Source organism: Wolinella succinogenes DSM 1740 (genome assembly GCF_000196135.1).
In the GTDB taxonomy this organism is placed as follows: Bacteria; Campylobacterota; Campylobacteria; order Campylobacterales; family Helicobacteraceae; genus Wolinella; species Wolinella succinogenes.
Map to the genome: position 1 here is coordinate 1,250,931 of NC_005090.1, position 21,546 is coordinate 1,272,476.

The 21,546-nt window shown below is 48.7% G+C and carries 20 protein-coding genes; 9 read left to right on the forward strand and 11 right to left on the reverse strand.

Annotated features, from left to right (window positions below):
* Position 1: 1 nt before the first annotated feature.
* Genes WS_RS06225 through ispG form a run of 3 tightly spaced genes read right to left on the reverse strand, consistent with a single transcriptional unit; the run spans position 2 to position 3,697 of the window.
* A complete protein-coding gene (locus WS_RS06225; protein WP_011139163.1) occupies positions 2-1,237 on the reverse strand; it encodes a glutamate-5-semialdehyde dehydrogenase in 1,236 nt (411 codons plus the stop codon).
* A 15-nt stretch (positions 1,238-1,252) separates the two neighbouring features.
* Positions 1,253-2,581: an alanine/glycine:cation symporter family protein gene (locus tag WS_RS06230; protein ID WP_011139164.1), complete on the reverse strand. Its 1,329-nt coding sequence runs from the start codon at positions 2,579-2,581 to the stop codon at positions 1,253-1,255.
* A gap of 15 nt (positions 2,582-2,596) precedes the next feature.
* Positions 2,597-3,697, reverse strand: a complete 1,101-nt coding sequence (gene ispG, locus WS_RS06235; RefSeq protein WP_041571823.1) for a flavodoxin-dependent (E)-4-hydroxy-3-methylbut-2-enyl-diphosphate synthase — start codon at positions 3,695-3,697, stop codon at positions 2,597-2,599.
* A 178-nt stretch (positions 3,698-3,875) separates the two neighbouring features.
* Between ispG and WS_RS10650 the strand changes: the two genes are divergently transcribed.
* On the forward strand, positions 3,876-5,099 hold the full coding sequence (locus tag WS_RS10650; protein WP_049770661.1) for a response regulator: 1,224 nt from the start codon (positions 3,876-3,878) through the stop codon (positions 5,097-5,099).
* Positions 5,096-7,237 (forward strand): WD40 repeat domain-containing protein, encoded by a 2,142-nt coding sequence (locus tag WS_RS06245; RefSeq protein ID WP_011139167.1) that lies wholly within the window; start codon positions 5,096-5,098, stop codon positions 7,235-7,237. The genes WS_RS10650 and WS_RS06245 overlap by 4 nt, the downstream gene beginning before the upstream one ends.
* A gap of 9 nt (positions 7,238-7,246) precedes the next feature.
* On the opposite strand, the gene WS_RS06250 is transcribed toward WS_RS06245, so the two are convergent.
* Positions 7,247-7,609, reverse strand: coding sequence for a histidine triad nucleotide-binding protein (locus tag WS_RS06250; protein WP_011139168.1), 363 nt, complete (start codon positions 7,607-7,609; stop codon positions 7,247-7,249).
* 144 nt (positions 7,610-7,753) lie between these two features.
* Between WS_RS06250 and pheS the strand changes: the two genes are divergently transcribed.
* From pheS to serA, 7 genes are all read left to right on the forward strand, one after another.
* Positions 7,754-8,746 (forward strand): phenylalanine--tRNA ligase subunit alpha, encoded by a 993-nt coding sequence (gene pheS / locus WS_RS06255; protein WP_011139169.1) that lies wholly within the window; start codon positions 7,754-7,756, stop codon positions 8,744-8,746.
* Positions 8,743-11,103 carry a phenylalanine--tRNA ligase subunit beta gene (gene pheT, locus WS_RS06260; protein ID WP_011139170.1) on the forward strand — a complete coding sequence of 787 codons (2,361 nt, stop codon included), beginning with the start codon at positions 8,743-8,745 and terminating at the stop codon, positions 11,101-11,103. Before pheS ends, pheT begins: the two co-directional genes overlap by 4 nt.
* Positions 11,100-12,413 carry a 3-phosphoshikimate 1-carboxyvinyltransferase gene (gene aroA, locus WS_RS06265; RefSeq protein ID WP_011139171.1) on the forward strand — a complete coding sequence of 438 codons (1,314 nt, stop codon included), beginning with the start codon at positions 11,100-11,102 and terminating at the stop codon, positions 12,411-12,413. The genes pheT and aroA overlap by 4 nt, the downstream gene beginning before the upstream one ends.
* On the forward strand, positions 12,391-13,221 hold the full coding sequence (locus tag WS_RS06270; RefSeq protein ID WP_011139172.1) for a 4-hydroxy-3-methylbut-2-enyl diphosphate reductase: 831 nt from the start codon (positions 12,391-12,393) through the stop codon (positions 13,219-13,221). The genes aroA and WS_RS06270 overlap by 23 nt, the downstream gene beginning before the upstream one ends.
* Positions 13,222-13,304: 83 nt before the next feature.
* Positions 13,305-14,966 carry a 30S ribosomal protein S1 gene (locus tag WS_RS06275; protein ID WP_011139173.1) on the forward strand — a complete coding sequence of 554 codons (1,662 nt, stop codon included), beginning with the start codon at positions 13,305-13,307 and terminating at the stop codon, positions 14,964-14,966.
* 9 nt (positions 14,967-14,975) lie between these two features.
* Positions 14,976-15,455 (forward strand): hypothetical protein, encoded by a 480-nt coding sequence (locus tag WS_RS06280; protein WP_011139174.1) that lies wholly within the window; start codon positions 14,976-14,978, stop codon positions 15,453-15,455.
* Positions 15,456-15,471: 16 nt separating this feature from the next.
* Positions 15,472-17,058 carry a phosphoglycerate dehydrogenase gene (serA, locus tag WS_RS06285; RefSeq protein WP_011139175.1) on the forward strand — a complete coding sequence of 529 codons (1,587 nt, stop codon included), beginning with the start codon at positions 15,472-15,474 and terminating at the stop codon, positions 17,056-17,058.
* A gap of 8 nt (positions 17,059-17,066) precedes the next feature.
* On the opposite strand, the gene WS_RS06290 is transcribed toward serA, so the two are convergent.
* From WS_RS06290 to WS_RS06320, 7 genes are read right to left on the reverse strand one after another with little or no spacing between them, the layout of a single operon-like run.
* Entirely contained in the window at positions 17,067-17,273 is a 207-nt protein-coding gene (locus tag WS_RS06290; protein WP_011139176.1) for a DUF5408 family protein, read from the reverse strand.
* Positions 17,270-18,085 (reverse strand): metal ABC transporter permease, encoded by an 816-nt coding sequence (locus WS_RS06295; protein WP_011139177.1) that lies wholly within the window; start codon positions 18,083-18,085, stop codon positions 17,270-17,272. Before WS_RS06295 ends, WS_RS06290 begins: the two co-directional genes overlap by 4 nt.
* The gene (locus WS_RS06300) at positions 18,078-18,845 is read right to left on the reverse strand and encodes a metal ABC transporter ATP-binding protein (RefSeq protein ID WP_011139178.1); all 768 of its coding nucleotides are present in this window, start codon (positions 18,843-18,845) and stop codon (positions 18,078-18,080) included. Before WS_RS06300 ends, WS_RS06295 begins: the two co-directional genes overlap by 8 nt.
* Positions 18,846-20,159 (reverse strand): SH3 domain-containing C40 family peptidase, encoded by a 1,314-nt coding sequence (locus WS_RS06305; protein ID WP_158305205.1) that lies wholly within the window; start codon positions 20,157-20,159, stop codon positions 18,846-18,848.
* A 16-nt stretch (positions 20,160-20,175) separates the two neighbouring features.
* Complete coding sequence (locus WS_RS06310) at positions 20,176-20,520, reverse strand: arsenate reductase family protein (protein ID WP_232013717.1); 345 nt, start codon at positions 20,518-20,520, stop codon at positions 20,176-20,178.
* Positions 20,521-20,531: 11 nt separating this feature from the next.
* A complete protein-coding gene (locus WS_RS06315) occupies positions 20,532-20,849 on the reverse strand; it encodes a branched-chain amino acid transporter permease (RefSeq protein ID WP_011139181.1) in 318 nt (105 codons plus the stop codon).
* Positions 20,846-21,514: an AzlC family ABC transporter permease gene (locus tag WS_RS06320; protein WP_011139182.1), complete on the reverse strand. Its 669-nt coding sequence runs from the start codon at positions 21,512-21,514 to the stop codon at positions 20,846-20,848. Before WS_RS06320 ends, WS_RS06315 begins: the two co-directional genes overlap by 4 nt.
* Positions 21,515-21,546: the final 32 nt, after the last annotated feature.

Genomic DNA, 21,546 nt, shown 5'->3' on the forward strand with positions numbered 1-21,546 from the left:
TCTACTTTCGAATCTGACCCTCTCCATAGATTTTGAATTTATAGGTGGTGAGTTCGTTGATTCCCATGGGGCCGCGCGCGTGGAGTTTGCTGGTGGAGATTCCCACCTCCGCTCCAAAGCCAAACTCTCCCCCATCCGTGAATCGCGTGGAGGCATTGACATAGACGCTAGAGGCATCCACCTCTTCTAGGAATCGTTCGGCAATGGAGTGATTTTGCGTGATGATCGATTCGGAGTGTTGCGAGCCATAGATGGCGATATGTTCTAGCGCCTCCTCAAAGCCTTTCACCACCCGCACATTGAGAATATTTTCGCCATACTCGGTGTGGAAATCCTCCTCGCTTGCCCTCTTGCCTCCAAGAATCTTCAAGCTCTTCTCGCACCCTCGAATCTCTGTTCCCTTCTCCTCCAATAGGGGTCGAAGCTCCAGAAGGAATCGCTCATGAATCGTCTCATCCACTAGAAGCGTCTCAATGGCATTGCAGACGCTTGGACGCTGGGTTTTGGCGTTGATGACGATGGGGAGCGCCTTGGCAAAATCGGCCTCTTCATGGATATAGAGATGACAAAGCCCTTTGTCGTGCTTAATCACAGGAATAGTCGCATTCTCACTTACAAAAGAGATGAGCGCGTTCCCTCCACGAGGGACGATCAAGTCCACATATTGATCCATTTTGACCAATTTTGCCACCCCCTCGCGCGAGGCATCGGGAAGGAGTGAAATCGCCTCTATGGGTAGGTTGTTTGCCTTAAGAACCGCCTGCATCACCGAAGCGATCGCCTCATTGCTTCGCTTGGCCTCTTTGCCGCCTTTGAGCACGCAGACATTCCCGCTCTTAAAGCAGAGTGCAGCGGTGTCGCTCGTGACATTGGGGCGTGATTCATAGATGATTCCCACCACACCAATAGGAGTGCTCACCTTCTCGATTCTTAGGCCATTCTCCACCACCCATCCATCGACGATTCTCCCCAGGGGATTCCTTAGCATTGCGATCTCTTCAATCGCTCTTGCCATTCCTGCAATCTTTGGGCCATCCAGAGCCAGACGCTCTAGCATAGAGCCTTTAAGCCCTGAGGCTTGCGCCTCCTTGAGATCAAGTGCATTGACATTTAAAATCATCTCCTGCGATTCCCTAATTGCTCCTGCCATCGCCCTTAAAATCTCATTGCGTCTCTGGGGCAAGAGGGTGGCAATCGCTCTTGAAGCCTGTTTGGCCTTCTGCAAAAACGCTTCCATGAGAGAATCCTTTCTTTATGCCTTGGTCGAAAAATAGCGATCCGTCTCGGCTTTGATCACCTTGGAGAGGAGCAAGAGCGCGATGAGGTTAGGAATCGCCATGAGGCCATTGGCCATGTCGGAGAAATTCCAGACAAACTCCAGCTTCACCATCGCTCCCACAATGATAAAGGAGACAAAAATCGCCCTGAAGAGCTTGATTTTTTTATGTCCAAAGAGAAACTCAAACGCCTTCTCTCCGTAGTAGCTCCAGCCAAGAATGGTCGAGTAGCCAAAAAGCACGGTCGCAAGAATCACCACGCTGGCGCCAAATCCTCCAAGATAGTGCTCAAAGCTCCTTAGGGTCAGCTCGCCCGCACTCACCCCTTCTAGCCACTGGGGAGCACTCAAAATCACCACCGCGGTCATGGTGCAGACCACCAGCGTGTCAATAAAGGTCTGAGTCATAGAGACGAGTGCCTGCTTCACAGGGTCATTGGTCTTGGCCGCCGCTGCTGCAATGGGCGCAGAACCTAGACCTGATTCGTTAGAGAAAACCCCGCGCGCCAAACCATAACGAATCGCGCTAGCCACCATCGCTCCAACAAAGCCTCCTGAGGCAGCGTGAGGGTTGAAAGCATAATAAAATATGTCGCCAAACACAGGGAGAATCTTATCCGCGTGCATCACCAAAATAGCGATGGCTGTTGTGGTGTAAACCACAATCATGAAGGGCACCAAAAAGGCAGTGAATTTACCAATGCTCTTGATTCCGCCAAGAATCACAAGCGCAGTGAGGACTAACATCACAAAGCCTGAGACCCAAGCGGGAATCTCCATACTAGAGAAAAGCACTGAAGAGACGGCATTGGCTTGAGTCATATTGCCAATCCCAAAAGAGGCAAAAACCGTGAACACCGCAAAGAGAACGCCTAGCCATTTGAGCTTCAATCCCTCGGTGATGTAATACATCGGCCCTCCCTTAAAGCCCATCGCTCCACTTTGGCGATACTTCACTGCCAAGACCGCCTCGGCGTATTTGGTCGCCATCCCGACTAGCCCTGTCACCCACATCCAAAAGACCGCTCCTGGTCCCCCCATGCTGATGGCTGTAGCCACGCCTACGATATTCCCGATTCCCACCGTCGCAGCAAGCGCCGTGGTGAGCGCAGAGAAGTGGCTGATCTCTCCTTCAGAGTGAGGCTCTTTATGAAAAATAAGCCTAAAGGCGTGCCCCAAAGCTCTAAACTGCACCCCTCTAAGCAGAATCGTGAGATAGATTCCTGTCCCCACCAACAAAACCAACATCGGCACACCCCAAACAAATGAGGCAATCGATGAGACCAGATTCTCCAAGATTTCCATACTCCTTAACCCTCCTTAATTTTTAAATGAATCTTCCAAATATTCGCGCTCTAGCTTCTCCGCCTCTTCCACAAGCCGATCGACTAGCTCTTCTTCAGGGAGTTTGCAGAGTATCTCCCCTTTTTTGATAATAAGCCCATCTCCACGCCCAAAGGCGATGGCGATGTCAGCGTGCTTGGCCTCTCCAAGCGCATTCACCGCACACCCCATGACAGAGATTTGAAGCGGCGCTCTAATATGCTTCACGCGCTCCTCCACGCGCTTCACCGCGCTCACTAGATCGGCTTCAATTCTTCCGCAAGTAGGGCAAGAGATGAGATAGACCCCCTCTTTCTGTCGCCCCGAATATTTAAGAATCGCCCGCGCCACCTCGACCTCTTGCTCTAACTCACCCGTGATAGAGACACGCATCGTATCGCCGATTCCCTCTAAAAGAAGCCCCCCTAGCGCCATAGAACTCTTGATCATTGAATGAAAAAGCGTGCCCGCCTCCGTCACCCCCAAATGGAAGGGATATTCCACCAAAGGACGCAGCTCGCGATAAGCTAAAACCGTGCGCTCCACATCACTCGCTTTAAGTGAAACTTTAATATTGGCGAATCCAAAATCCTCTAAAAGTTTAATATTATAGAGCGCTGATTCCACCATTCCCCTGGGAGTGGCACCATATTTTTGCTCAAACATCTCCTCCAAGCTTCCCCCATTCACTCCGATTCGAATAGGAATCCCTCGCTCAGCACACGCATCCGCCACCGCTTTGATCTTCTCTTTAGAGCCAATATTTCCAGGGTTGATGCGGATACAATCCACGCTTTGAGCAGCGATGAGGGCGAGCTTATAACGAAAGTGAATATCCGCCACTAAAGGCAGAGGACTCAGACGCTTAAGCTCCTTAAGCGCGTTGGCATCCTCATGGTCGCTTACGGCTACGCGCACAATATCGCATCCCGCCAACGCAAGACGATCAATTTGTGCCTTGGTCGCTCCAATATCCGCTGTTTTACTAAAGGTCATTGACTGCACCGAAATGGGCGCATCACCCCCAATCGCAACATCACCAACAAATATCTTTTTTGTTTTCACTCTCTCTTGCAAAATAGAGCGCTCCCTTACCATGAGGCTTTAAAAGGGATAATCATACAAAAGTTTGGATTGATTTTCCACTTGGCTGAAACTAACAAGGGGCAAGATTCATCAAAGAATAGATGAAGTATAATCTTTAAAAGTGTCGCAAATATCGCTATTTGGGCGCTTCAACTTTTGGGGTTGCCCATTTTCGAGGCAGGGGGATGTCATGCACGATTCATCACCATCAGGCAAAGAGAGACTCAACGTTTCGATCCTCTATGTGGAGGACGAGGAGAATATTAGGCAGGTTCTAGCCAAGATTCTGCTCCGCAAGTTCAAAGAGGTGGTGACCGCCTCTAACGGTCTTGAGGGGCTAGAGCGCTACATGGAAAATAAGCCTGATATCGTTATCACTGACATTAGAATGCCTGAAATGAGTGGAATCGAGATGAGTCGCCGCATTCGCGCCATCGACCCTGACGCTCTCATCGTCATCACGACCGCTTTCACCGATGTAGAACACTTTCTAGATGCAGTCAATCTAGGAATCAATCGCTTCATCCTCAAACCCATTGATGCCGAAAAGCTCGAAGAATCAATCTATGAGCTTGTTCAGACGGTCAATAAGCGTCAAGATTTCAAAAATGTCAACCAACTTTTGAATGAATACAAAAAAGCCGTTGATTCTAGTGCCATCGTCTCCAAGACTAACAAGCGCGGAATCATCACCTATGTCAATGAAGCCTTTTGCCACATATCGGGCTACAGCCAAGAAGAGCTTCTTGGCAAGCCCCATAATATCGTGCGTCACCCTGTCACCCCCAAACAGGTCTTCAAAGAGATGTGGGAGACTATTTTAGCGGGCAAGATATGGAAAGGCACCGTCCAAAACAAGAAGAAAGATGGCAGTCACTACACCGTAGAGGCGACCATCGTTCCCATCCTTGATGCCAAGGGTGAGATTGTCGAATTTATCGCGATTCGCTACGATATCACCGAGCTTTTGGAGATTCAAAAGGAGATGGAACGCTATAGAGTCAAACAGCTCACCCAAAGCGTTCAAAAAGCCTCCGAATTGCGCCTAGAAACCCTCCTCTCTGCCCTGCCCCACCCCTCTTTCATCATCGATTCCGAAGACACCATCATCGCTTTCAATCATCATTCCGAGGCACTTTTTGATCTTTATGGTCACAAAGGGTGGCTAGAGAAACTCAAAAAAGGCTCTTTAGACTTCAAAGAACTTGCCGATAGTGAAGAATCGCTCTTTCTCTCTCCTATCGACTGGAAGCATCTGATTTTGGAGCTAGAGCCCCAAGAATCTAAAAAGCTCTTGCTTGCCATCCCTTCACCCTCTAGTCGCTATATCCTAGGGCTCTCCAGACTTCAAGGGGAGACTAAAGAGCGACTCCTTCTCACCCTAACCCCGTTTAATCCCGAGGAGGCTTCATGATTCCCGTTCTCAACCGCCTCAAACTCAATGGGAGTGTTTTGGAGTTTGGAATCACCCCTGAGAGTATTATCATTTTGGATAATTTTTATAATCTCTACGAGATTAATCGCTCCACTTTTCAATTTCAAAAAAGCGTGCAAATCACCAAAACCCACGAAGTTCACCATAAATTTAGCAAAAGTCTTGCCGCTTCCAAGGGAGGATACACGGTTTTTGCCCTCAATAAAAGCACTAAAGGAATCGTGCTTAAGGTGGAACACAACCTAGAGAAGATTACCTCCCTTGCTTGGCACAAGGCAGACATCTCCAACTCTATTTTTTCCAAAGATGGCAAATATCTCGCCACAGGTGGCGAGGATGGTCGAACGCTCATCTATCAAATTCCAAGCTTCAATCTTCTTGCTACCCTTCTGCCAAGACCTGACTATATCTGCGGAATCGCTTTCTCCCCCGAATCTTCACTTCTGGCAGTGAGCTGCTTTGATCGCTCCACACTTCTTTTTAGCCTAGAGCGTAACCTTGAAATCGCTACATTTGAGACGGCGGAGGTGGTGGAGGATATTGGCTTTTTCAACCAAAATAAAAATCTTCTTTTTGTCTGCAAAGATGGCACCACGGGCATCTTTGATGTGGCCAAAAAAGAGATTATCTCTGAAGAGAAACGATTCTCTCAGTGGCTCACTCGCCTCTGCACCACCGAGGATGGCAACTATGCCTATATTGGCACGCGCGAGAATCTCCTCCATCTCATTCGCACCAAAGACAATCAGCCCATCGCCTCGGTTCAGACGGAGCACATTGGAATCGCCTCGCTTCATCTGGAGGGAAATCGCCTCTTTATAGGCTATGTAGATGGCTATATGGAGGTTTTGGAGCTGGATCGAGGAATCGAGGAGTTTGAAACTCACCTCAAAATCAACGACCTCATGAAGGCCAAAATGCTTGCCGAAGAGAAAAATATCTTCCTCAAAACCTCTCCTCTCTACCTCCAAAAGCTTGATGAAAAATGGAAAGAGGTGCTCAAGGAGGCGATTGATCTATTGGCAAAGGATAAGTTCCAAGAGGCACTTGCTCTTGTGGCCCCCTTCATGGAAGACCCTAGCAAAAAAGAGGAATTTAGCGAATACACCGCCCAAAAAGAGTTTGTCTCCAAATTCCTTGACGCCTTTGAGAAAAACGATATCGCCGAAGCCTATAGAATCGCTGAAGCACATCCTGATATTCGCAAACTTTCCGCCTTTGAAAAACTCGAAGAGTATTGGCGTAAAATCTTTGAGGCGTGCAAAAAGCTCCTCGCCGCCCACGCCGCGACCAATCTTCCAAGGGCACAGGAGTTGCTCAAACCCTTTGCCTCCATCAAAGAGAAAAAAGAGAGCGTTTACACACTCCTTCACAATTCCGATAAATATGTCGCCGCCGACAATGCAATCAAAGAGCGAAACTACGCCGACTACTTCCGACTGGCGGAAAAATTCCCTTTCCTTAAAGAGACAGAGACCTATAAAAAAACTTACCTGCTGGGTCAGCAACTCGTGGATCGAATCGCTCTTTTAGAAAACGCCAAAGATTTCGATAAAGCCATCGAGATCTCTAAATTCCTTGGCGGCCTCTTTCCTTTTAAAAATCTAGCGAGTGAGCGAATCAAGCTCATCGAGAAGAAGCGCGCCTTCTTGGAGGCTCACAGCGCCAAAGACCTTAAAAAAGCCTACACACTCATTGAACAAGAGGAGAATCTCAAAGCCCTTCCTGAATATATTCAACTCATGGAGCAGTTCTCCATGCTCAATGAACGCGCCTATAGCCTCGCCTCCAAGGGGCTTAGCGCTGATACACTTTTGGTCTTAGAGGATTATTTAGAGATTCCTTACTGGCAGGACAAAATCGCCTCCACAATGAAAATTGCCTATCTCTATGAGATCAAGGGGGTAGCCGCCAAATCTTCATCCGAAGAGATTGATTGGAAAAAATCGATTGAAATCTATGTAGAGCGTTTTAGCAAAGATGATGAGCTGATGAAGATATGCGAAGGGAGCGGGCTTAAAAAATCGCTAGATGAGGTGACCCAAAAAGGAGATCCGCAAGGCTACAAAAACAGCCCCTACCTCTCCTCTGTCATCGTTCGCTTTGAAGGGGATTAACCCCCCCCCTCAAAGACTCTTTTTGGCCTGATTTTCATTCTCCCTTAGATCCACCCAAGCAAGTCTAGTCCCCCCAAGGATATGAAAATGGAGATGAGGAACCTCTTGTCCGCCGTCATACCCGATATTGGTGATCACACGATAGCCCGCCTCATCTAGCCCCAGTTTTCTGGCCACCTCTTGGATAAAAGAGGTCATCCCCCCCATCCAAGAGGGATCCACCTCTTGAAAACTTCTAGCGCACTTTTTAGGAATCGCGAGCACATGGATGGGGGCCTTGGGATTGATGTCGTGAAAAGCTAGGAAATCACTGTTTTCATGCACTTTATTGCAAGGAATCTCTCCCGCGACAATTCGTTCAAATAGAGTCATCTTCTCTCCTTTTTTCAGGCTTCTTCAATCGTTATACAGAGGGCAATTATAGCGATTTTTGGGGTCACTAGAAAAGTTATCTCTATGTAAACTATTTTTAACTAAAATATCGCCAAATTGAACAACTCAATAGGAACACCGACGTTGGATAGCTTAATCAATGAGATCAAGAGCGCTCAAAGCTCTGCTGAATTAGAGGAACTCCGTATCAAGGCGCTGGGCAAGAAAGGAATCTTGACGGCTCAGTTTGCCCTCCTTAAGAATCTCGACGAAGAAGAGAAGAAGGAGAAGGCCAAAGAACTCAATCAACTCAAAGGGGAGTTTGAGCGAGAGTGGACGCTCAAAAAAGAGATCATCGCCACCGAGGAGCTGCACAAAAAGCTTCTTGAAGAGAAGGTTGATATGACTCTTTTTGCCCCCTCCAAAGGAGTTGGTTCCGCCCACCCTGTCATGATCACCATGGAGAGAATTGTTGACTATTTTGTCTCTCTCAACTTTGCCATCAAAAGCGGTCCTCTCATCGAGGATGATTTTCACAATTTTGAAGCTCTCAACCTACCAAAATATCATCCTGCAAGGGATATGCAAGACACCTTTTATTTTAAAGACGGGATGCTTCTTAGAACCCACACCTCACCCGTGCAGATTCGCACTATGGAGAAAGAGACTCCCCCCATTCGCATGATCTGCCCTGGAGCCGTCTTTAGGAGAGACTATGACCTCACCCACACCCCAATGTTCCACCAAGTGGAGGGGCTCGTGGTCGAAGAAGAGGGGAAGGTCTCCTTTGCCAACCTCAAGTACATCTTGGAAGATTTCCTCCGCTTTATGTTTGGCGAGGTGCAGGTGCGCTTTAGAACAAGCTTCTTTCCCTTCACAGAGCCAAGTGCTGAGGTGGATATCAGCTGCATCTTCTGCCATGGCGAAGGGTGTCGCGTCTGTTCTCACACAGGCTGGCTTGAGGTGCTTGGATGCGGCTTGGTGGATGAAAATGTCTTCAAAGCCGTAGGTTACAAAAATGTAAGCGGATACGCCTTTGGTCTGGGCGTGGAGCGTTTTGCCATGCTCATTCACGCCGTCTCAGACCTTCGCGCTTTTTTTGAGAGCGACTTAAGAGTATTGGAGCAGTTTCGATGATTTTCACCAAATCCCTTATCAACCCCTTTGTTCATCTCTCAGCCATCCCCACCCAAAGAATCTACAAGACCTTAAACGATATCGGGCTTGAGGTCGATTCTTTCCACTCACTCCGCGCTCCCGATAGGGTGGTTGTTGGAAAAGTGCTCGAGTGCGAAAAGCATCCCGATGCTGACAAGCTCAATGTCTGCCAAGTCGATATTGGCGAGGAGCGGCGCCAGATTGTCTGCGGCGCCAAAAATGTTGCCGCAGGGCAGTGGGTAGCCGTGGCTTTAGAAGGGGCTAAGATCAGCGACACTCTCACCATCAAAAAGGCAAAACTCCGAGGAATCGAGAGCCAAGGGATGATCTGCTCCTCTAGCGAGCTTGGATTTCCAAAGCTCAATGAGGGAATCATGATTCTTGATTCCTCTATTGGAGAACTCAAACTTGGCAAGCCTCTCCACGAATACCCCCTTTTTAGCGATGATATTTTTGAGATCGATATCACCCCCAACCGAGGTGACTGTCTAAGCCTCTATGGAGTCGCTAGAGAGCTCGCGGCGGCGTATGATCTTGATTTTAGCGAGTACCCCAAAGAGCAGGAAGAGGACAATGTCCTAGGAATCGGTCGCCTCCTCCAAGTCTCTCATGAGGGCAAGCTTGATTCCTCTCTCCTTTATAAAACCGTTCAGCTTAACGAGCTCAAGCTTCCCCTCTCTATCGCTCTCACCCTGGCCTACAACGACCTCCTTGGCGAAAGCGTGTTGCAAAACTTCATCCAATACGCCACGCTAGTAAGCGGGGTTTCCATCAAGGCTTATCGCCATGATGCCTGCCTCCCTGCCTCCACCTCTGACGAGAAGCCCCTCAAGGCTTCCATCATGATCAAAAAAGATGAAAACGGACTAGAATCGGTCTACGCAGGAGAGAAGAAACTCTCAACCATTGGCGTCTCACAAAACAGAGAGACCATGCCCCTTGATGCGCCTGAGGTGGTAATTTTGGAAGCAAGCTACACCCCTCCTGCGATCATCTCTGAGGGGGTCGCCCGCTCTAAAGTCGAGAAAGAGACGCGATTCTTCTATCGAGCCTCCAGAGGAAGCAACCCCCATCTTCCTTCAGGAATCACGCTTCTTTGTTCCGCGCTTCACAAAATGGGTGGAGCCCTCATTTATTCAGGCACCCATGAGATCACCCAAAACTATAAGCCTGCCACCATTACGGTCGATCTCCACTCACTCTCCGCCTTCATCGGCCAAGAGGTGCCCAAAACCAAAGTGGTCTCCTTGCTTAAAAGCCTTAAATTTGAAGTCGATTTGGCTTCAGATGACTCCTTTTTGGCGATTCGCCCCCCTCTTTTTAGGCATGACATTCATAACAAACAAGATATTGCCGAGGAGATTGTACGGCTTTTGGGAATTGACACGATTCTTGCCAAGCCCCTTTATTTCGCCGAAAAACGACGCACCGATGAGGAGTATATCCTCTACAAACACCACCGTTCTCTTGCGAAACGCGCCATGGTAGCGGGGTTCAATGAAACGATTCACTTTGTTTTTAATCAAAAAAGCCGCCTTAAAGAGTGGGGCTACACGACGATAGATGAGAGCGTGGATCTGCTCAATCCTATTACGAGCGAGCTAGACACTCTACGCCCCACCCTTTTGCTCTCGCTGCTCGATTCGGTGGTTCGCAACAAGAATTTAGGCTACTCTCAAATCGCCCTCTTTGAGATGGGCTCAACCTACACCGCCGCACGTCAAGAGCGTTTTAGTTTAGCGTTTGTGGCTAGCGGACTTAAAAAAGAGGCGATCTATCCCTATCCCAAGGGAGAAAAGTGGAGTCTCTTTGGTTTTGCCGAAGAGATTGCTTCGGTGATTGGAGAGTTTTCCCTAGAGCAGCGCGCCCCTCAAAGCGAAAAACTCTTTCATCCCGCCCAGTGCGCCTACATCATCCAAAAAGGGGAGCGAATCGGGACGATCGCCAAACTCCATCCCCTCGCCCAAGAGGCGTTTGACCTAGAGGAGACCTTTGTGGCCGAGATCGATCTTGAAGCTCTAAAGCCAAGCCTGATCCAAGCCCAAAGCTTCTCCAAGTTCCCCAAATTGCAGCGAGACCTCACGGTGCTCATTGGCAAGAATCACCCCTTTAGCGCTCTACGCCAAGAGATCAAAAAGCTGGGAATCATCGAGATCAAGGAGCTATTCCCGCTAGATATCTACACCGATGAAAAGATTGATGAGGAGCAAATCAGTCTCACGATTCGCCTGCTTATCCAATCTGATTCCAAGACGCTTGAAGAGGAGGAGATTGTCTCCATCACGCAGAAAGTTTTGGATCTTTTAAACCACCGCTTTGGAGCTAAACTCCGATGAGAATCACCCAAGTCACTCCCCTTAAAGAGGGTTTTGAGATAGAGATTCCCAACATCGCCTCCGATAAGTCGATCTCCCATCGAAGCGCGATCTTCTCCCTTCTCTCCTCTAGTCCCGCTCGCATTCACCGCTATTTGCAAGGTGAAGACACGCTCCATACGCTCCAAATCGCTCAGCAGCTTGGACTCGAAGTGACAAAAGAGGGAGAGGGGATGGTCTTCACCCCGCCTCCTTCAGGAATCAAAGAACCCTTTGATGTGCTTGATTGCGGGAATGCTGGGACGGCGATACGCCTATATGTGGGATTGCTTGCCGCCTCCAAGGGCTATTTTGTTCTCAACGGAGACGCCTATTTGAGGCGACGCCCCATGAATCGTGTCGTCAAACCCCTTCAAAGCGTGGGGGCTCAGATTTTTGGACGAGATGAGGGAAATCTCGCTCCATTAACGATTCTTGGGCGTCCTTTGGCGGCTTTTGATTATCAAAGCCCCATCGCCTCAGCGCAGGTCAAAAGCGCCATGATTCTTGCCGCTTTGCAGGGCGAAGAGGCCTCTTTTTTTAGTGAACCCGAGAGAAGCCGAGATCACACTGAAAGAATGTTGCGCGGCATGGGGGCAAGAATTGATGAAGACCAAGAAGGCAGACTGACTCTTTTTCCTCTTCTTGGAAAACGCCTTGACCCTTTAGAAATGACAATCCCTGCCGATCCCTCTAGTGCCTTTTTCTTTGCAGTCGCCGCTGCGATTATCCCTGGTGCTAGGGTGAAACTCCAAAATGTCCTCCTCAATCCCACCCGTATCGAGGCTTTCAAGGTTCTAGAATCAATGGGAGCTCGCCTCCACTACTCCATCACCTCTGAAACCTACGAAACTATCGGCGATATTGAGGTTTCCCACCACACCCTCCAAGGGATCACCGTGAGCGAAAGAATCTCTTGGCTTATCGACGAGCTCCCTGCTCTAGCCATCGCCATGGCACTCGCCCAAGGCAAAAGTCGCGTCCAAAACGCTAAAGAGCTTCGCGTCAAAGAGAGCGATCGTATCAGCGTCGTAGTGAACAATCTTCGTCTCCTTGGAGTTGAAGTGGAGGAGTTTGAAGATGGCTATGAGATCACGGGCGGAACGCTTCAAGGCGGAGTCACTATCGATAGCCATGGAGACCATCGAATCGCTATGAGTTTTGCTCTAGCGGGTTTGGTAGTGCCTCTAACCATTAACGATTCGGCTTGCATTGATGTCTCCTTCCCCAACTTCCTTGAAATCCTCTCCTCCATCGCAAAGGTAATCCATGAAAGTCAAACTAGCCGATAAACATGGGTTTTGCTTTGGGGTGAAGCGGGCGATCAAACTCGCTGAATCACACCAAGGAGGAATCACTCTAGGGCCTCTTATTCACAACAAAAAAGAGATCGAACGCCTCAAAAATGATTTTGGTGTGACGGTCGAAGAGAGCGTCGAAAATCTTCCTCGAGGCTCTGAAGTGATCATCCGCACCCATGGAATTCCAAAAGACGATTTGGCCAAGCTCACTCAAAGTGCCGAGAAGATTATTGATGCCACTTGCCCTTTTGTCACCAAACCGCAAAAAATTTGTGAAATCATGAGTCAAGAGGGGTACCAAATCATCATTTTTGGTGACATCAACCACCCTGAAGTCCAAGGGGTGATGAGCTACTCCTCCAGCGAACCCATCGTGGTGATGAGCCCCAAAGAGCTCTTTGGGGCCAAGCTCAAAGAGAAGGTGGCGTTGGTTTCTCAAACCACTAAAAAAATCGAAGATTTCTTGGGTGTAGCCAGTTTTTTGGTTCAAAGATGTGCCGAGGTGAGGATATTCAACACCATCTGCAATGCCACTTTTGACAACCAAGAGGCGGCACGCCACCTCAGTCAAGAGGTCGATATCATGATCATTGCTGGAGGAAAAAACTCCTCCAACACCAAGCAGCTCCTCTCCATCTGTTTAGAGCACTGCCAGGATAGCTATCTCATTGAAGATGAGAGCGAACTTGATCCTCAATGGTTTACGAACAAGAAGACCTGCGGAGTGACGGCAGGCGCCTCTACACCCGAGTGGATCATTGAAAGAGTCGTGCGAACTATCGAAGGGTATAAGGGCTAATTTATAGCGAGCAAAGGAATGATTAAGTATAATTTGCTTAAGACGCGAAAGAATCTAACAACAAATACTGACAAAGGGTTACAATGGTCGAGAATCAGAAGTTTAACAACGAACACCTAGGCGAAGATGAAGACTTCGCCTCTATGCTAGAGGAGTCTTGGGAAAAGAGCGAAAACGAAACCATCACCAAAGGAACTATCGTCGCCATCAATGATGACACTGTGCTAGTGGATGTAGGCGAAAAAATTGAGGGACGCATCAACATTGCTGAGATTTTGGACGAAGAGGGCAAGCCCAAGTACAAAGCGGGTGACGAGCTCCCTATCATCATCACAGGCAATCGCAACGAGCGCCCTATGATCTCTCACCAAAAAGCGATCCGACGCGAGAAACTCAAAGAGAAGATCGCTGCGTTTGGCGAAGACTACCGAGATGTGGTTGTCGAGGGGGTGATCACCAAGAAAAATCGAGGCGGATATGTGATCGAATCAGAGGGCTTGGAGTATTTCATGCCCAAGTTCATGTCTGCCCTCAAAGAGGATGCCAAGAATCTTGGCAAAACCATCAAAGCTTGCATCATTAACATCAAGCCCGAAGATGACACGATTGTCGTTTCTCGTAAGCGATTCTTTGAGCTAGACAACAAGGTCAAAAAAGAGGGTGCCGCCAAGCTTCTTGAGGCAACTGAACCCCTTCCTGGAGTGGTCAAAAAGATCACCAGCTTTGGAATGTTTGTCGAAGTGGATGGCGTAGAGGGCTTGGTGCACTACACCGAGATCAGCTACAAAGGTCCCGTCAACCCCTCCAAGATCTACCAAGAGGGTGATCAGGTGAGCGTGAAAGCGATCGCTTATGACGAAGAGAAAAAGCGCCTCTCCCTCTCCATCAAGGCTACCGTGGATGATCCTTGGAGAGAGATTGAGAATGAACTTGAAGTGGGCGATGCGATCAATGTCACCGTAAGCAATGTAGAGCCCTATGGTGCATTCGTGGATCTAGGCAATGACATTGAGGGCTTCCTCCATATCTCTGAGATCTCATGGGATAAAAACATCAAGCACCCTGGAGAGTACCTCAAATCAGGCCAAGAGATTGATGTGGAAGTGATCGAGATCGACACCAAAAAACGCCGACTTCGCGTCTCCCTCAAGAAACTTCTAGAGAAGCCTTTTGAGCAATTCATGAAAACCCACAAAGAGGGCGATGTGATCAAGGGCGCTGTGGCCACTTTGACCGATTTTGGTGCCTTTATCCGAATTGGGGCTATTGATGGACTTCTCCATAACGAAGATGCCTTTTGGGAGAAGAATGGCAAATGCAAAGAGGTGATGAAAGAGGGGGACGAGGTTGAGGTTAAAATCGTCAAAATTGACAAAGATAAAGAGCGTGTCTCCTTAAGCCGAAAAAGCCTTATCGCCTCCCCTGCGGAGGATTTCGCCAAAAATCACCAAATCGATGATAGCGTGATTGGAAAAATCCGCGACATTAAAGATTTTGGCGTCTTTATCAACCTAGAAGATGGAATCGATGCCCTCATCCGAATCGAAGACCTCGCGCCTCTCAAAAAAGAGGAGCTCAATATCGGCGACGAGATTGAAGGAGTCATCTCTTTGATCGACAAAGAGAACAACAAAATCCGAGTCTCTGTAAGACGATTGGAGCGCAAAAAAGAGAAGGAGAGCATGAAGGCCTTCAACTCCGATGACAAAATGACTCTCGGAGATATCCTTAAAGATCAAATCTAACGATCTTCTATGCAGCATCGACCCCTCATCATCGCTTTGACCCTCTCGACCTTGGGTGTGGCGGGGGCGATGGCATTTGTCTATTTTCAAACCTTGAGCGATACCGCCAAGCTCTCCTTTGAAAGCCCCATGGAGGCAGAAGCCCCCAAGAGAGAGGGGCGATTCTCTCCTCTCTCTTGGACAAGCAAATTTTCAGGAAAAGAGACACCTGCCTATCTCTACCCTGCCCCTGAACTCCATGTCAAGCTTGACTTCCCCAAGGATTCTCTTGCCGCCCTCAAAACCTTTCGCGTGGTGGTGGGCGAGCTGGATCCTTATCGATTCTTCTGTCTTAATCAAGTGCTTTTGGCTCATGGAATCGATTACGCCTACTACAAGGCTGGAGGCGATATTCGCCTCATCGTCACCACCAAAGACGAAGCCTACCTGCGAAGCGTTCTCAAAGAGCTTCAACGGTACGAAATCACTTACGAACTTCATCAATCTTAACAACCGAGGATAGATCATGGCTAAACATAAAATCGTTGTATGTGACCATATTCACCAAAAGGGATTAGACCTTTTAGCTAAAGAGGCTGATATTGAACTTCTCAATGCTTCTTCTGTTCCCAAAAGCGAGCTTTTGCCCCTATTGCAAGATGCTGATATCGCCATCACCCGAAGCTCCACAGATGTGGATTCTGCTTTTTTAGAGGCGACCAAAAAGATTCGAGCTGTGGTTCGAGCAGGTGTGGGCGTGGACAATGTGGATATTGATGGTTGCAGTCGTAAGGGGATTGTCGTCATGAACGTTCCCACCGCTAATACCATTGCCGCGGTGGAGCTGACACTTGCCCATATGCTAAGCGCTTGCCGCAACTTCCCTGGGGCGAACGACCAACTCAAAAACGCTCGCCTTTGGAAGCGCGAAGATTGGTATGGAACAGAACTCAAGGATAAAAAACTAGGCGTGATCGGCTTTGGAAACATCGGAAGTCGTGTAGCGCTTAGAGCTAAAGCCTTTGAGATGAACGTCATTGCTTATGACCCTTACATCAAGCCCTCCAAAGCAACGGATCTAGGCATTGCTTACACCTCTAATTTTGATGATATTTTAGCGTGCGACATGATCACCATCCACACCCCTAAAAACAAAGAGACCATCAACCTAATTGGCAAAGAAGAGATCGCCAAGATGAAGGATGGGGTGATTCTTATCAACTGTGCCAGAGGAAATCTCTATAACGAAGAGGCTCTTTATGAGGGGCTTCAAAGCGGCAAGATTCGATGGGCGGGGCTAGATGTATTCAATAAAGAACCCGCCACCAACAACCCTTTACTTGACCTTCCCAATGTCTATGTCACGCCCCATATTGGCGCGAACACTCTAGAATCTCAAGAAAAGATTGCCATTCAAGCCGCTGAGGCTGCCATTGAGGCCGCGAGAGGCTCTAACTATCCCAACGCCCTCAATCTTCCTATCAAAGAGAGCGAGCTACCACTTTTTGTGAAGCCCTATCTCGAGTTGGTTCAAAAGATGGGATTCTTTGCCACTCAAGCCAACAAAGCCCCCATTCACTCCTTTAAAATCATCGCCGAGGGCGAGATTAGCCAATACATCGATTCTCTCTCCACCTTTGGACTCGTTGGCGCGCTCAATGCAAGCCTAGGAGACAAGGTCAACTATGTCAACGCTCCCTATGTCGCAACCGAGAGAGGGATTGAGCTAAAGAGCGAATCCAAAAGTGCTCAAGGGGGCTACAAAAACAAGATCACCGTGAAGCTCACCACCGAAAAAGATATTATGACGCTTAGCGGAACCGTCTTTGATGAAAACGTCCAAAGAATCGTTGAAATCAATGGCTTTGGACTAGATATTGAGCCCAAAGGACGAATGATTCTCTTTAAAAACACCGATGTTCCCGGTGTCATTGGCATGATTGGCACCACGCTAGCCAAGCATCAAATCAACATCGCTGACTTCAGACTCGGACGCAACAACCACAATCAAGCACTTGCGGTGATTATCGTGGACGATGATGTCAAAAAAGAGGTGATCGAAGAACTTCGAGCCATCAAGGCTTGCTTGGGTATTGAGAACGTTGTTCTCTAACCCCTCCCTCACTCCTTGGAGAGGATTGCGGTGAGCTGAGCCTCAAGGCTCTCCACCCGCCGCTCCAACTCCTTTTGCTCATGACTCATTTTCGCCACGGCGGCGGTTTGATTGAGCAACATCCACCCACACCCACTCCCTAGAATAAGTAGCACAAGCAACGCCAACAGTGAGATTTTGACCGCTTTGAGAGCGATTTTTTCGTGATTATTCATCGCTGGTTTCCTTTGTATAAGATTTGTCCTAGGAGCAAAAGAGAGAAAGAGAAGGCCGCCACCACGATGATCACCGCTCCACTAGTGAGATCATAAAGATAGGAGAGTACCAATCCCGCCACAATAAAAAACCAAGAGAGGAGCGAAGCGATCACCATCATCTGGTGAAGAGAAGAGGAGAGACGCTCAGCCATATAGGCGGGAATACTCAAAAGAGCAATCACAAGGATAAGCCCCACTGCCCTCATGCTGATCACCACGCCAAGCGCCATGAAAAGGAGAATCAGCGAAGAGAGCCAAGGCGTATTGATTCCTTTGAGTCTTGCAAAATCGGCGTCATAAGAGAATCCAAGAATCGCCCGATAAAAAAGAGCGATAAAACCCACCAACAGGAGATCATAGCCAAGCGCGATATAGAGATCTTCTTTGGAAATCGCCATAATGCTTCCAAAAAGATAGCTCATGAAATCCGCACTATAGCCCGGCGTAAGATCAATAAAGATGATTCCAAGCGCCATCCCCACTGCCCAAATCACGCCAATAATGGCATCGATTCTCTCTTTGGCATGAAGCAAGAGGTAGGCCAAGAGAAGCGCCAAGAAGAGGACAAAAAGAGAGGCACCCAGCATCACTGAGAATCCAAAAAAGACCGCGATTCCTATTCCGCCATAGGCTCCATGCGCCAGCCCGCCCGCCAAAAAGACAGTCTTGTTCGCCACACAGAGTGAGCCGATGATTCCACTGCAAATACTAATGAGAATCGAGGCCCAAAGAGCGTTTTGAATGAACTCATAACCAAGCAATTCACTCACGCTCACTCCTTCGCTTCTCCTCTTCTCTGTGTTCAAATGCCTGCAAAAATTCCACCTCGCAGAGATGCTCATCAGCAACAGGAAGGACTCGATGAATCTCTTCTAGCGTGTGCATCACCGCCTCATGATTGATATAGAGCGCCTTGCTAGCGTACCCTTTGAGCAAAGAGACGTCATGGCTAATCACTATCACGCCCCTCTCTTGGCTTAGCTCCTTTAAAAAAGCGTAAATCTCCCTTTGTCCACGTGCATCAATGCTTGCAGTGGGTTCATCCAGCACCAAAAGCTTTGGATCGCCCGCCAAAGCCCTCGCGATTAAAACTCTTTGGCGTTGCCCTCCGCTCAAATCTCCGATTCTTCGGCGGGCAAACCCTCTCATCCCAAGGCTCTCTAGTAGCTCCATCGCCCGCTTTTGTTCCTCTTGGCTTGGGGCGTGCATCCCAAAGCCTTTGGGCTTCAGAAAACCCATCAGCACCACATCAATCGCGCGAATAGGAAAATCCTTGTTCAGCGAGGTGTCCTGAGGCACATACCCCACCCCCTCCATGCCCATTCTCTTTTTCCCCTCATGAAGCACTCTTCCCTCTTGGGGCTCCAAAAGACCCACGACAATCTTCCCAAAGGTGCTTTTCCCTCCGCCATTAGGGCCGATGATGGCGCACAGCTCGCCTTGATGAAGCTCTAGATTCACCCCCTCAATCACCCTTTCTTTGCCATAGCCAAAGCCAATTCCCTCGCAGGAGAGCAGAGGAGGAGTCATTTAGGGCTTCTTGATCTCTAGCGGCGAGAGGAGATTCCTAAAACCCTCCAAGCGATGAAGAAGGAGGCTCTTCTCCTTGACTCCCTCCACTCCCTCGCCCACGCTTAAGTCGGTGATCACCACTCCGCCAAGGATCAATCGACCCTCGCCTTCACTCCCCTCTGTCCTAATCCCCCAAGCGTCATGCAAAACCATAGCGCGCCCTTTGTGCTCGCCAATATAGAGCATGATGTGCCCTTTGAGATAGAGGAGGCTCGCCCAAGGAATCGCTTCAGCTAGGATTCTGCTCTCCTTCTCCTTAGGCTCTAGGGCGGAGAGATCGACAAAACCCCCTTGAAATTTGGCTTGCGCCGCCGAGTTTCGGGGAAGCCAAACCCCCATACTACCCACTAGATCACGCACCATAGCGGAGCAGTCACGATTCCCATACATCCCTCCCCAGCCATATTTTTCACCCATGAGCTTGGCAGCGAGTCTCGCTCCATTTTCTGGAGTAAAGGAGAGGGGGAAAGGGGCAAAGTCGCTTCGACTCACTTGGCTCTCTTGCCATATCGCTTCTCCGCTAGCTCCTCGCTTGGGGACTTTGAGCGTGAGTGTTTCACCCTCTAATGCATGAATAGGATAGAGCTTGCCAAGGCGTGCGCGATCCAAAAACTCCCCTTGTGAGTCATAAAGAGGAATCGAATCATTTAAAGGAATCGCCCAGCCCAAAACTCCCTCCACTTCCCCTTTAAACGCAGAAGAAGCCCTCGCCACAGCCAAAGATCGCACCCATCCGCTCACAAAAGAGGCTTCCACATAGAACCATTCCCTATCGCGCGTGGCGTGTGTGATGAGCACGGGCGTGCCAGAAAAGAGGTAGGAGTTTTGCCAATAATCAAAAGGGTAACCCTCTCCCGCCTTTTTAAAATCATAGAATCGAGGCTTGTGGGTGGGCATCACGCGTGCATCAGTATCTTGAGTGATGATTCCTGGCTCAAGCAGGCTTGGATAGCCCTCTTCGTTCATCTCATACTCTAGCCTCTCTATCCACTCTTTAGAATTAGGGAGTCGATTCTCTCCATAGCCTGGATGGCTCTTCGCGCTTCTTAAACCCCAAAAGGTCGAGAGGCGATTCTCCCTAGGGGCGGTGGAGCTCCACGGAGAGAGGTGGCGTGTGAGATAATCCTTGGCTAAGGCTTGCTCTCTCTCTTGATCGAGGGCATAAGAGGAGGCGAGATAGAGAGCGGGATCTTGCGAGAAGGAGGAGAGCGGCTTGGGGGCTGGCGTCTTAAAGGAGCAGCCTGAGAGGAGTAGTCCCCCCGCGAGTGCCAAAGTTACAATGAACCCCTTAGTCATCAAAGCGGCTTTCATACTCTTTGAGGTCAAATCCCACCATCACTTCGCCAGAGCCAAGCTCTATGATAGGTCTTTTGATCAAAAGGGGCTCCTTGGTGAGCCACTCAATCTTCCCCTCCTCATCCAAAGCCAGCTCTTTGAGTCCAAGATTCCTATAGGTAGCGCTTTGAGAGTTGAAGATTTTGCTGATTGTGAGGCTCTTAAGCCACCGCTCAATATCAGGTCTAGTGGGATGGAAGAGCTTCAGATCGACAAACTCATAGGGAATCTTTCGTGATTCCAAAAAACTCAAAGCCTTCTTCACGCTCCCGCAACTCTTAATGCCATAAATTTTCATCAAAAAATACCTTAAAATAAATGTAGAACCGTCATATAGAAAAGCACTCCTGAAAATATACTCAAAAGTGCATTGCGAAACCATAAATGAGTCACCACACTCAAAGCGATTCCGCCAAGCTCCCTCCAGCCATAGCTCTCACTCCATGAGACCTCTTTGAGCGCATAAAAGACAAGAATCGTCATGATCGCCAAAGGCATATTTTGTTGCAAAAAAAGGAGCCAAGACGAAGGCTTGGAGCGCCCAAAAAGCCAAAAAGCCAGGATTCTCGTCACATAAGTTGCTAAAGCCGCCACTAAAATGGCCAGCAGGAGATATTCATGATTCATGATCGTCGCTCCAAAAGATACCCCCCATAAAGCAACCCCACCACCGTGAGAATCGAGAGGATGAGCATATGCGCGCTAGGAAAAAAGAAAAGCCCCCCTACCCCCACCAAAAGCGCTAAATAAAAAGGCTTTTTAGAAGGATTTTTCAAAAAAAGCTCAAGGGTAAGCACCACAAAAAGTGCGGTGAGTGAAAATTCGATTCCTTCCCATGAAAAGCCCGAGCTCTCTCCTAGAGCTATCCCCATGACACTCCCAAGACACCAATAAAAGTGGTGCAAAAGCGCCATGAGAAAAAAGCTCTCTTCTCGCTCATTTGGGGCTATCTCCACCCCCTTTAAAAGCGCGAAAGTCTCATCCGTGAGGGCGAATCGGATATAGTGGCGACGCCAGCCAAAACCTTTGGTCTCCTCCATGATCGAAAGCCCATAAAAAAGGTGGCGGAGGTTGAGCAAAAAAGTGGCTATGGCGATCTCAGCATAACCCGCATGAGCGGCAAGCAATGCCACGAGGAGAAACTGCCCCGATCCCGCATAGACAATAAGAGACATCAAAAGACCATAATACCAAGGAGTTCCCAGCTGGGTATAGAGCAGTCCAAAAGCCATCCCCAGCGGGATGTAGCCCATTAAAACGGGGAGCGTCTTGAGGAATAGCTTTGAAAGCAAATTAAGACAACCTTATGAAAATAATATTAATG

Excerpts from the sequence above, each read along its gene's own strand:
- aroA (WP_011139171.1), top strand. The coding sequence starts at position 11,100 with ATGAGAATCACCCAAGTCACTCCCCTTAAAGAGGGTTTTGAGATAGAG.
- WS_RS06310 (WP_232013717.1), bottom strand. The coding sequence starts at position 20,520 with ATGAAAATTTATGGCATTAAGAGTTGCGGGAGCGTGAAGAAGGCTTTG.
- WS_RS06290 (WP_011139176.1), bottom strand. The coding sequence starts at position 17,273 with ATGAATAATCACGAAAAAATCGCTCTCAAAGCGGTCAAAATCTCACTG.
- WS_RS06270 (WP_011139172.1), top strand. The coding sequence starts at position 12,391 with ATGAAAGTCAAACTAGCCGATAAACATGGGTTTTGCTTTGGGGTGAAG.
- WS_RS06225 (WP_011139163.1), bottom strand. The coding sequence starts at position 1,237 with ATGGAAGCGTTTTTGCAGAAGGCCAAACAGGCTTCAAGAGCGATTGCC.
- WS_RS06300 (WP_011139178.1), bottom strand. The coding sequence starts at position 18,845 with ATGACTCCTCCTCTGCTCTCCTGCGAGGGAATTGGCTTTGGCTATGGC.
- WS_RS06280 (WP_011139174.1), top strand. The coding sequence starts at position 14,976 with ATGCAGCATCGACCCCTCATCATCGCTTTGACCCTCTCGACCTTGGGT.
- WS_RS06230 (WP_011139164.1), bottom strand. The coding sequence starts at position 2,581 with ATGGAAATCTTGGAGAATCTGGTCTCATCGATTGCCTCATTTGTTTGG.
- WS_RS06275 (WP_011139173.1), top strand. The coding sequence starts at position 13,305 with ATGGTCGAGAATCAGAAGTTTAACAACGAACACCTAGGCGAAGATGAA.
- ispG (WP_041571823.1), bottom strand. The coding sequence starts at position 3,697 with ATGGTAAGGGAGCGCTCTATTTTGCAAGAGAGAGTGAAAACAAAAAAG.
- WS_RS10650 (WP_049770661.1), top strand. The coding sequence starts at position 3,876 with ATGCACGATTCATCACCATCAGGCAAAGAGAGACTCAACGTTTCGATC.
- WS_RS06250 (WP_011139168.1), bottom strand. The coding sequence starts at position 7,609 with ATGACTCTATTTGAACGAATTGTCGCGGGAGAGATTCCTTGCAATAAA.
- pheT (WP_011139170.1), top strand. The coding sequence starts at position 8,743 with ATGATTTTCACCAAATCCCTTATCAACCCCTTTGTTCATCTCTCAGCC.
- WS_RS06245 (WP_011139167.1), top strand. The coding sequence starts at position 5,096 with ATGATTCCCGTTCTCAACCGCCTCAAACTCAATGGGAGTGTTTTGGAG.
- serA (WP_011139175.1), top strand. The coding sequence starts at position 15,472 with ATGGCTAAACATAAAATCGTTGTATGTGACCATATTCACCAAAAGGGA.
- WS_RS06315 (WP_011139181.1), bottom strand. The coding sequence starts at position 20,849 with ATGAATCATGAATATCTCCTGCTGGCCATTTTAGTGGCGGCTTTAGCA.